Here is a 9,460-nt window from a genome sequence, read left to right as displayed (position 1 = left end):
CGTTCTTTTTTTACATTATAATAATTTTGTCATCTAGTTTTGTTTGTCCGCTAAGAAGAGCGTTTAAATATTCCACTTTTCTTATACAGGCTTGTATATGTCTTTCGATCTCTTGTAATTCTGCTTGGTGATGCGTTTCAATTGGATGAATTTGTACATTGAATTTTTCAAATTGACTACTATATGTTATTTCTGCATAGCCGCTCATAATGTCGGTTTCGTTATGAAATAAAAATTGCTTTGTTTTGTCACAGAATGATACACCCTGAAAGCCATATACTTTTAATGCTTCAATTACTTTTTTTATCATTTTTGTATTCATTTTTTTACCCTCTTTACGAAGTTCTACTTATATATTATAACATAAAAAAATACATAGAAAGCGCTTCCAAGTGTATTTTATTATAAACTTTACGTTTCAATCACAAAAATGAAACAAAGAAAAAATAATTGTAAAGAAGGAAGGACTCTTTTATTGTTTCGTCATATATATAGAGAAATAGTGCAATGAAAGGAAATTTTCCGAGGTGGAGATCGTATTTCCAATTTGAGCGCAGTAAAAGAGGTGAAAATCTTGAACTTTGATATTGTAGGACAAAAAGCATATATAAAAGATGGACCGCATCGGAACCGAATTGGAATTGTAAAGAAAAACGAGACAAAATTAGAATTGCAATTTGCTATTGCAATTGGAGAACAAATCATTGATGTAGAGCTAAAGGATATCGTGTTAGTTGGAGTAGACGTAGGACAATTTCATAAATGGTGCGAACAAAATGGTTATTTGTGAGAAGGACGGGCTGTGAGATAATGAAATATATTTGAGGAAAGAGGATATGTTATTGTATTCTCTTTTTCCATGTTTAAGGAGATGGAAATGAAGTATAAAGAACGGGATTTTACATAGTGTTTGAAACAATATGTTATGCCTTATGTATAAAAGATAAAGAGGAAGATGGAAAGAACTAAAAAAGGACGCTAACAAAAATGTTAGCGTCCTTTTTGATTATGAAGCAATTTCACCAGTTTTTGTATCATCTTGATTGTACGTATCTTGATCTAATTCACCAAGCCATTTACTTGAAATAAGACCTGCTGTCATAGAGCCACTTACGTTAAGAGCTGTACGACCCATATCGATTAATGGTTCAACTGAGATAACTAGAGCGACAATACCGATTGGTAAGTTCATTGTCGATAGTACGATTAACGCTGCGAATGTTGCACCGCCACCAACACCGGCAACACCGAATGAGCTAATAGCAACGACAGCGATTAAAGTTAAAATAAATTGTGGTTGTAATGGATCAATTCCAACAGTTGGAGCGACCATCATTGCAAGCATTGCTGGATAAATACCTGCGCAACCGTTTTGTCCGATAGATACTCCAAATGATGCTGCGAAGTTTGCAATTCCTTCAGAAATACCAAGTTTTTCTTTTTGTGCTTCAATATTTAATGGCATTGCACCAGCACTAGAGCGAGATGTGAATGCGAATGTTAATACAGGGAACACCTTTTTCAAATATTGAATTGGATTTAAACCAGATAGAGCAATTAATAATAAGTGAATAACGAACATTACGATAAGTGCCACGTAAGACGCTAACACGAAGTTACCAAGTTTTAAAATAGCATTTATATCGCTACCAGCAACTGTTTTTGCCATAAGAGCTAATACGCCGTATGGAGTAAGGCGTAAAATTAATGTTACCATACGCATTACGATTGCATATACAGCATCAAGCATCTTCTTAAATAGCTCTGCTTGTTCTGGATATTTTCGTTTTACACCTATAAAGGCTATACCGATAAATGCTGCAAATATTACAACAGAAATTGTTGATGTTGGACGAGCGCCTGTTAAATCAAGAAACGGATTTGTAGGTAACAGCTCTAATAATTTATCTGGAATTGTTGTTTTCTCAATAGAAGTAAATCTTTCTTCAACTAACTTCAGACGAGCAGATTCTGCATCACCTTGTTGTAGGCCTGTTGCTGATACATCAAATCCTGCACTTGCAGCGATACCGACAGCTGCAGCAATTCCAGTAGTAAGAATTAAAATTCCGATAATAAGACCACTAATTTTACCAAGATTTTTCGTTAATTGTAATTTTGTAAATGCTGAAATAATAGATACTAAAATAAGTGGCATAACGATCATTTGAAGTAATTTTACATAACCGCTACCGATTAAGCCAAACCAAGTATTTGATTCAATAATTACTTTAGAAGTTGGCTCATAAATAAATTGTAATATAAGACCGAAGATAATTCCGACTCCTAAAGCAGTAAATACACGTTTATTAAAAGATACATGCTTACGTTGCATATAATATAATACGCCAACTAAGATGAGCATGACTGCAACGTTAATTCCGACAAGCAGTGTATTCATGTTGATTCCCCCTAATTCCAATCTGTTATATAGAATATAAGGCAATAAAACCTATAAGTCAACTAGGAAATTGCAGGATTAAAAAAAAGATGGCAAAATGCCATCTTTTAATGTCCAGCCCCAGGGACAAGTAAGAATGTCGTGTAGTATGTAAATCCTATGAAGAAAACAGTTAAATATGCCCCGAATACGTATATATACATACGCTCTGTTAATTTTAAATAACTTAAAAGTACGAAGAATCCTGTTTGTCCTAAAAATAGTAGTGCGGTCGAGTGCATATCCCCTACGTAAAACATAACCGAGAAAATTCCAGTCCAAAAGCCGAGAACGCGAAACATGCGCTCCATGCCATCTCCCTCCTTTTCTAAAAAAAGTAAACCTCACTTCATTATAGTTTATTTTTCTTACTATTGTAAATATTCGTTCATATAAAAAGAAGCCAATTATAATTGGCTTCTTTTTATATGGAAAATTAAATTGTTAATTTATAATTACAAGATTTACAGCCATCTAGTAAACTATCATTTCGTGTTAATTCCGTGTTAGGGAATAGGATTTCAAAAATCCCTTTCATCATATCTCCGTGCATATTACAAATTTCAGTTGGATGATGAACAGCAACTTCCTTAAATGGACAATTGTGTACATCATAGAAAATTTTTGTTCCATCTGCACTTAATTCAAATGCTGGTGATAAACCAGCTGTTGAGAAAGCTTCTTTTGCAATTTGAACTTTTTGTTCTACTGTTAAGTCTTCTTCACTCACATTTAAACGGTGCATATGTTGTTGCATTAATTCTGCTCCGAATTGTTTTCCTGTTTCGTATAGCGCTTTTTCACCAGCAGCACCAAGGCTAAGTAAAGAATTAAATGCTATTCTTGCTAACAATTGATAATCACGGAATGGAAATTGTAATTGGATAACATCATCAGATAATACATATAATCTGCTTGGTCTTCCACCTTTTCCAGTTTTCTTTGTTTCCGATTTAAGCATATGAACATCTTCTAATTTAGATAAATGTAAGCGTGCTACGTTTGGATGAATGTCAAACTCATCTGCAATTTCTTGTACAGTTACGTAGCTATGTTTTTGAGAAATATATTTATAAATGTAATAACGAGTTGGATCAGATAATACACCTGTAATTTTTAAAGCTTGTTCCATGAGGATCTCCACCTTTATCACTTTATCCAAGATAATAACATTATAATACAGATAAACATGAGTATAGGTAATTTCAGACAATAATTCGGAAATTGTTCATAATTTCACAAACATATTTTTCCTTTTTTGCCTAGTGAAAATACAAAAATGCCGATTTTTCTTATGAATTCTTTCATGCTATATACATAGTGGGGAGGGAAAAATGATGAATGGAATTGAAAGTTTTGCGAATACGATTTTGAAAGAAGCGTGTAGGGTACAAGCGTCGGACTTACATATCGTGCCGAGGCAGAAGGACGTGGCAATTCAACTACGTATAGGAAAAGATTTAATGATGAAACATTGTATTGAAAAGGAATTTGGAGAAAAACTCGTTTCACACTTTAAATTTTTAGCATCCATGGATATAGGAGAGAGGCGAAAGCCACAAAATGGTTCACTGTATTTACAAATGGATGGACAAGAAGTGTATTTACGCCTTTCCACGCTTCCAACTGTATATCAAGAAAGTCTCGTTATTCGTCTCCATTTACAAGCATCTATTCAGCCGTTATCTCATCTTTCGTTATTTCCAAGTACAGCAAAAAAATTACTCTCTTTTTTAAGTTATTCACATGGGTTACTTGTATTTACTGGACCGACTGGTTCTGGGAAGACAACAACAATGTATGCATTATTAGAGGTAATTAGAAAAAAGAAAACGCGCCGCATCGTTACACTGGAAGATCCAGTTGAAAAAAGAAATGACGATTTATTACAAATTCAAATAAATGAAAAAGCAGGTATCACATATGAGGCGGGACTAAAGGCTATTTTACGCCATGATCCAGATATTATTTTAGTTGGTGAAATCCGTGATGAAGAAACAGCGAAAATCGCAATAAGAGCAAGTTTGACTGGACATTTAGTAATGACGACACTGCATACGAATGATGCGAAAGGGGCGATACTCAGGTTCATGGATTTTGGCGTAACGAGGCAAGAGATTGAACAATCTTTATTGGCTATAGCTGCACAGCGACTTGTCGAATTAAAGTGTCCGTTTTGCAAAAGAAAGTGCTCAACTTTATGTAAATCAATGAGGCAAGTAAGACAAGCGAGTATTTATGAGTTGTTATATGGATATGAGTTAAAGCAAGCGATTAAAGAAGCAAATGGGGAATGTGTCACATACAAGCATGAAACATTAGAAGCTTCGATACGAAAAGGATATGCTTTAGGATTTTTAGAAGAGGATGTTTATGTTTAAGAAAATATGGAGTTTAAGTGATCAAGTAGTATTACTGAAACAATTAGGGAAACTATTAGAAAAAGGATACTCCCTTTTGCAGGCATTAGAATTTTTACGGTTTCAATTACCTGTAGAAAAGAAAGTACAATTGCAGCATATGATTGATGGATTAAAAGATGGAAAAAGTCTACACGATTCTTTTCATCAATTAAAGTTTCATCAGGAGATGTTAAGCTATTTATTTTATGCTGAGCAACATGGTGATCTTTCTTTTGCATTGCAACAAGGGAGCGCACTTCTATATAAAAAGGTTAAGTATAGGAAAGATATGTTGAAAATAATGCAGTATCCTATGTTTTTGGCTTTTTTTTTAATAATCATGATTTTGATTTTTAACCGCATTTTATTACCACAGGTTGATATGGTATATAGTTCGTTTGGTTCTACAGCACCGTTATTTACAAAACAAATATTAAGTACAATTAAGCTACTACCTTACCTTATTTTTAGCACTCTTTTTATCGTTTTGATTGGATGTAGTTTATATATGCTTTACTTTCGGAAACTCCCGCATATGAAGCAGGTAAAAATTATGCTTCGTATCCCCCTCGTAAAAACATTTCTTATTTTAAAGCATTCACATTATTTCGCCACTCAATTGAGCAGTTTATTACATGGCGGATTATCAGTACTTGAGGCTCTAACAATAATGATGGGGCAAAAATATCATCCGTTCTTTCAGTATGAAGCGGGCCGAATTGAGCACCAATTAATTGCAGGAGAATCGTTACAATCTATTATTGCTAAAAGTGGATATTATGAGAAAGAACTTTCTTATATTATTACGCATGGACAAGCAAACGGTAATTTGGCGATTGAATTAGGTGACTATAGCAATCTTATTATGGAAAAGATGGAGCAAAAAATTAAACGTATGTTAGTGATCATTCAACCGATCTTATTTATGTGTATTGGAGGAATAGTCGTTCTTATGTATTTAGCGATGATTATGCCAATGTTTCAAATGATGAATTCTATTTAGGAGGTATTTACATGCAGAATGAGGAAGGGTTTACTCTTTTAGAAATGTTATTAGTTATGGTCGTCATAACTGTATTATTACTATTAATTATTCCAAATGTAGTTACGCAGCGGTCATCTGTCGAAGGAAAAGGATGTAAAGCTTATGTGAAATCTATAGAAGCCCAAATACAAGTATACCAATTACAACATAATAAAATTCCTACGCTAAAAGAGCTAAGTGATGAAAAATATATTACAGCTGATAAGTGTCCGAATGGTGAATCTATTCATATTTCAAATGATGGCACAGTAACAAGTGGGAAACTGTGAAACAAAAGGGTTTTACTCTTTTAGAAATGCTACTCGTTCTATTTGCAATCTCTATATTAAGTATGGTCACGTATTATAACGTACATTCATTATATGAAAAACAAAAAATCGAACAATTTTTGAGACAGTTTTCAAATGATATTTTGTATATGCAACAATTAGCGATAAACCGTCAAAAACACTATACATTACGCTGGCATAAAGATAGACATATGTATTATATAGGAGAGTCGAGTACGAATCTTTCTATCATTAAAAGAGAATATGATAGTGATATACAAATTGATTTGAATACTTTTCCAAATCCGATGACATATAATCCGAGTGGAAATATTAATAGAGGTGGTACGATTCTACTTTCGTATCGAAGTTATAAATATGATATTGTATTTCAGCTTGGCAGAGGGAGATTTACGTATCGTGAAATGTCAAAAAGGGTCAGTGATGGCTGAAATGCTTGTAGCATTAAGCATCTTAATGATGGCGGTATCTTTACTACTTCCGCAAACAGTATTGATTATGCAAGAACGAAAAAACATACAAATTCGTTATAAAGCATTTGTATTATTAAAAAGAGAAGCGGCTTTATATATGTATGAGAATGAGGCAAAGCAGCAGAAAGAAAAAGTCATAGACGGAAATGTATATTACACATATTGGGGAGGAAATGAAGTTTGTGCTATGTGGAGAGATGTGAAAGGAAGAATGATGGAACAATGTTTTTATGCAGGAGAAAAAATAAATTAGAAGCTGGGTTTACATTAATAGAAATGATCGTATGTTTTTTTCTGTTGTCACTGTTCTTTTTGCTCTTGCCACGTTTAAATCTTATCGGAATAGAAAACAAACTGTCGAAAGGATTAAATAATTGGGAATGGGATGTATTTTTAGGACAAGTACAGTTAGAGTTTCGTGAAGTATCATTTGTAGAAAAAATAGTTCCTGAGAATAAAGATAGTATGTTGCGCTTCCGTCTTCGCACTGGAGATGAAGTGACGTATGAAAAATTGAATAATCATCTTGTAAGAAAAGTGAATATGCGCGGAAGAGAGGTTATATTACAAAATGTTGAAATGGTTTCGTATGAAGTAACACCTCATTTGCTTTTTATAAATGTGAAAGATAGGAGTGGAAAAATATATGAAGGTGTAGCTGTAAGATATAGCGAAATGGAAATAAATACATGAGAAAACAAGCTGGATTTACGATGCCAGGAACAATCATTTTTCTAGTATTATTAACTTCGTTCTTTGTATACGAAACGAATATGGTGCTTATAGATAAAAATTTTTATACTGAAATAGAGCAAAAATTTGTACTGGAGGAACTACTAAATCGATCTATTACAAATATAAAAAAAGACTTACAGCAAAAAGAAAAGGAAGATACTTTTTTCTTTCATTATGAAAAGGGCGAAGCAAGTGGGAATTATGTTTTTGAAAACGACGTTATTCTCGTTTCATTGCAGTGCAAAATAAAACAAGAAGTTTTCTATAAAGTAAGCTTTCGGTATAGAAAAAAGGATGAGAAAATATTCGATTGGATAGAAGGATAGTATGTAAAATATGTGGATAAAAAACTATGATTTCTCATTTTGGAATAGGCTGTTTTTTTAGGAAATGGATAAATAAAACAATTTAAAGTTTAAATTTTCTCAAAAAAGAGAAAGGTAGAAAGAATATGATATATTCAAGCTATCCAAACATATTTTTTTAGGGAGAATAGGGAAATGACAAAGAACAATCAAATAGGTGAAAATAAGGAACAAACTATTTTTGATCATAAAGGAAATGCAATTATGACGGAAGATAGGGAAATACAAATTATTTCAAAATTCGAAGAACCCCTTATTGTGGTGTTAGGAAATGTATTAAGTGATGAAGAATGCGAAGAATTAATCGAATTGTCTAAAAATAAATTAGCACGCTCAAAAGTTGGTTCATCACGTGATGTAAATGATATTCGAACGAGTAAGGGTGCATTTTTAGACGATAATGAACTTACTGAGAAGATTGAAAAACGAATTGCATCTATCATGAATGTTCCTGCGTCGCATGGAGAAGGATTACACATTTTAAATTATGAAGTGGATCAACAATATAAAGCGCACTATGATTATTTTGCGGAACATAGTAGATCAGCTGCTAATAATCGTATTAGTACGCTTGTAATGTACTTAAATGATGTAGAAGAAGGGGGAGAAACGTTCTTTCCGAAATTAAATCTTTCTGTGAACCCTAGAAAGGGAATGGCAGTATACTTTGAGTATTTCTATCAAGATCAATCACTAAATGAGCTTACGTTACACGGAGGGGCACCTGTAACGAAAGGTGAGAAATGGATTGCAACGCAGTGGGTGAGAAGAGGTACTTATAAGTAAAAGGGTGTATGTGACGTTTTGTTCATCATTGCATAATGAGAACAAAACGTTTTTTTATTAAATAATGTAATCTTTCGTTATAATAACAAATAATAACGGATGATTGAGAGGAACGAACATGAAATCTATATACATAACCGGTTATATGGGAGCTGGGAAAACAACAATTGGAAAAGCATTAAGTAAAGAACTTCATATGAATGTTGTAGATACCGATCAAAAAATTGAAGAGAAGCAAGAGAAGGCAATTCGTGATATTTTTGCCGCAGAAGGCGAAATGGCTTTTCGGGAATATGAAAGTGAAATGTTACGTTCATTACCTGTTCATAATGTAATCATTACAACTGGTGGTGGAATCATTGAACGAGAGGAAAACCGAAAGTGGATGAAGGAAAATGGAACTGTCGTGTATTTATATTGTGATCCACATGTAATTGCAGAAAGGCTTCGTGAAGATACGACGCGTCCACTATTTCAGAAGAAAGATATAGAGGCATTTGTGATGAAATTTGAATCGCGCCGAGCTTATTATGAAGAGGCTCATATTCATATCGATACGACGAATAAGTCTGTAAAGCAAATTATGAATGAATTAAAAGAAAAGATTAATGGATAAAAAAGTGGACATACTAATCAAGTAGAGGTGATGATAATATGTCTACTAATGATTATGTTCGCTTTGTGACACAGCAATTTGTGTCATATATGGATGCTCCAAAAGAAGATCGTAAACAAAAGAAAGAACAACGCCGTGCTGAAAAAGAGCCATTTATGAATAAGTGGTTTGGTGTTATGCCGCTGAGTGCTGCTTTGTTTTATCGAAATGTAAAAGATAAAAGAAAAAAATCAAGTTAACTTTTTCGCAATATGTCTAGCAAAATACAAATCCCCTAGTAGTGTGATACTACTAGGGGATTTGTATTT

The 9,460-nt window shown here is 33.3% G+C and carries 15 protein-coding genes; 11 read left to right on the top strand and 4 right to left on the bottom strand.

What is annotated here, in order from left to right; translation table 11 throughout:
* Positions 1 to 10: 10 nt before the first annotated feature.
* Positions 11 to 322, bottom strand: coding sequence for a hypothetical protein (locus DN390_RS30125; protein WP_060632270.1), 312 nt, complete (start codon positions 320 to 322; stop codon positions 11 to 13).
* A 252-nt stretch (positions 323 to 574) separates the two neighbouring features.
* Between DN390_RS30125 and DN390_RS30120 the strand changes: the two genes are divergently transcribed.
* Positions 575 to 790, top strand: coding sequence for a DUF3912 family protein (locus DN390_RS30120; RefSeq protein WP_147809324.1), 216 nt, complete (start codon positions 575 to 577; stop codon positions 788 to 790).
* 216 nt (positions 791 to 1,006) lie between these two features.
* Here DN390_RS30120 and DN390_RS30115 read toward each other — a convergent pair whose 3' ends face one another.
* The 3 genes from DN390_RS30115 to DN390_RS30105 all read right to left on the bottom strand — a co-directional run bounded on the left by DN390_RS30115 (position 1,007) and on the right by DN390_RS30105 (position 3,572).
* Positions 1,007 to 2,401 (bottom strand): L-cystine transporter, encoded by a 1,395-nt coding sequence (locus DN390_RS30115; protein WP_001094341.1) that lies wholly within the window; start codon positions 2,399 to 2,401, stop codon positions 1,007 to 1,009.
* A 107-nt stretch (positions 2,402 to 2,508) separates the two neighbouring features.
* Positions 2,509 to 2,751, bottom strand: a complete 243-nt coding sequence (locus DN390_RS30110) for a DUF2626 domain-containing protein (protein WP_000440713.1) — start codon at positions 2,749 to 2,751, stop codon at positions 2,509 to 2,511.
* Positions 2,752 to 2,876: 125 nt separating this feature from the next.
* Positions 2,877 to 3,572, bottom strand: a complete 696-nt coding sequence (locus DN390_RS30105; RefSeq protein ID WP_147809323.1) for a helix-turn-helix transcriptional regulator — start codon at positions 3,570 to 3,572, stop codon at positions 2,877 to 2,879.
* Positions 3,573 to 3,777: 205 nt separating this feature from the next.
* Here DN390_RS30105 and comGA point away from each other — a divergent pair, with 205 nt between their 5' ends.
* From comGA to DN390_RS30055, 10 genes are all read left to right on the top strand, one after another.
* Positions 3,778 to 4,821 (top strand): competence protein ComGA, encoded by a 1,044-nt coding sequence (gene comGA / locus DN390_RS30100; RefSeq protein ID WP_098608664.1) that lies wholly within the window; start codon positions 3,778 to 3,780, stop codon positions 4,819 to 4,821.
* Entirely contained in the window at positions 4,814 to 5,845 is a 1,032-nt protein-coding gene (gene comGB, locus DN390_RS30095; RefSeq protein WP_147809322.1) for a competence type IV pilus assembly protein ComGB, read from the top strand. Before comGA ends, comGB begins: the two co-directional genes overlap by 8 nt.
* A gap of 11 nt (positions 5,846 to 5,856) precedes the next feature.
* Entirely contained in the window at positions 5,857 to 6,156 is a 300-nt protein-coding gene (gene comGC, locus DN390_RS30090; RefSeq protein WP_063222959.1) for a comG operon protein ComGC, read from the top strand.
* The gene (gene comGD, locus DN390_RS30085) at positions 6,153 to 6,608 is read left to right on the top strand and encodes a comG operon protein ComGD (RefSeq protein ID WP_147809321.1); all 456 of its coding nucleotides are present in this window, start codon (positions 6,153 to 6,155) and stop codon (positions 6,606 to 6,608) included. The genes comGC and comGD overlap by 4 nt, the downstream gene beginning before the upstream one ends.
* A complete protein-coding gene (gene comGE, locus DN390_RS30080) occupies positions 6,601 to 6,903 on the top strand; it encodes a competence type IV pilus minor pilin ComGE (protein WP_060632263.1) in 303 nt (100 codons plus the stop codon). Before comGD ends, comGE begins: the two co-directional genes overlap by 8 nt.
* Positions 6,873 to 7,343 carry a competence type IV pilus minor pilin ComGF gene (comGF, locus tag DN390_RS30075; RefSeq protein ID WP_097950571.1) on the top strand — a complete coding sequence of 157 codons (471 nt, stop codon included), beginning with the start codon at positions 6,873 to 6,875 and terminating at the stop codon, positions 7,341 to 7,343. The genes comGE and comGF overlap by 31 nt, the downstream gene beginning before the upstream one ends.
* Positions 7,340 to 7,711, top strand: coding sequence for a competence type IV pilus minor pilin ComGG (comGG, locus tag DN390_RS30070; RefSeq protein ID WP_060632261.1), 372 nt, complete (start codon positions 7,340 to 7,342; stop codon positions 7,709 to 7,711). The genes comGF and comGG overlap by 4 nt, the downstream gene beginning before the upstream one ends.
* A 174-nt stretch (positions 7,712 to 7,885) precedes the next feature.
* Positions 7,886 to 8,536, top strand: coding sequence for a prolyl hydroxylase family protein (locus tag DN390_RS30065; RefSeq protein ID WP_147809320.1), 651 nt, complete (start codon positions 7,886 to 7,888; stop codon positions 8,534 to 8,536).
* 118 nt (positions 8,537 to 8,654) lie between these two features.
* Positions 8,655 to 9,152, top strand: coding sequence for a shikimate kinase AroK (gene aroK / locus DN390_RS30060; protein WP_147809319.1), 498 nt, complete (start codon positions 8,655 to 8,657; stop codon positions 9,150 to 9,152).
* A gap of 38 nt (positions 9,153 to 9,190) precedes the next feature.
* On the top strand, positions 9,191 to 9,391 hold the full coding sequence (locus DN390_RS30055; RefSeq protein WP_000106080.1) for a YqzE family protein: 201 nt from the start codon (positions 9,191 to 9,193) through the stop codon (positions 9,389 to 9,391).
* Positions 9,392 to 9,460: the final 69 nt, after the last annotated feature.

It is taken from the genome of Bacillus sp. SH7-1 (assembly GCF_008042405.1).
Classification (GTDB): Bacteria; Bacillota; Bacilli; order Bacillales; family Bacillaceae_G; genus Bacillus_A; species Bacillus_A thuringiensis_N.
The sequence above is the reverse complement of the archived record's forward strand: the minus strand, read 5'-3'. Positions and strand labels throughout refer to the sequence as shown.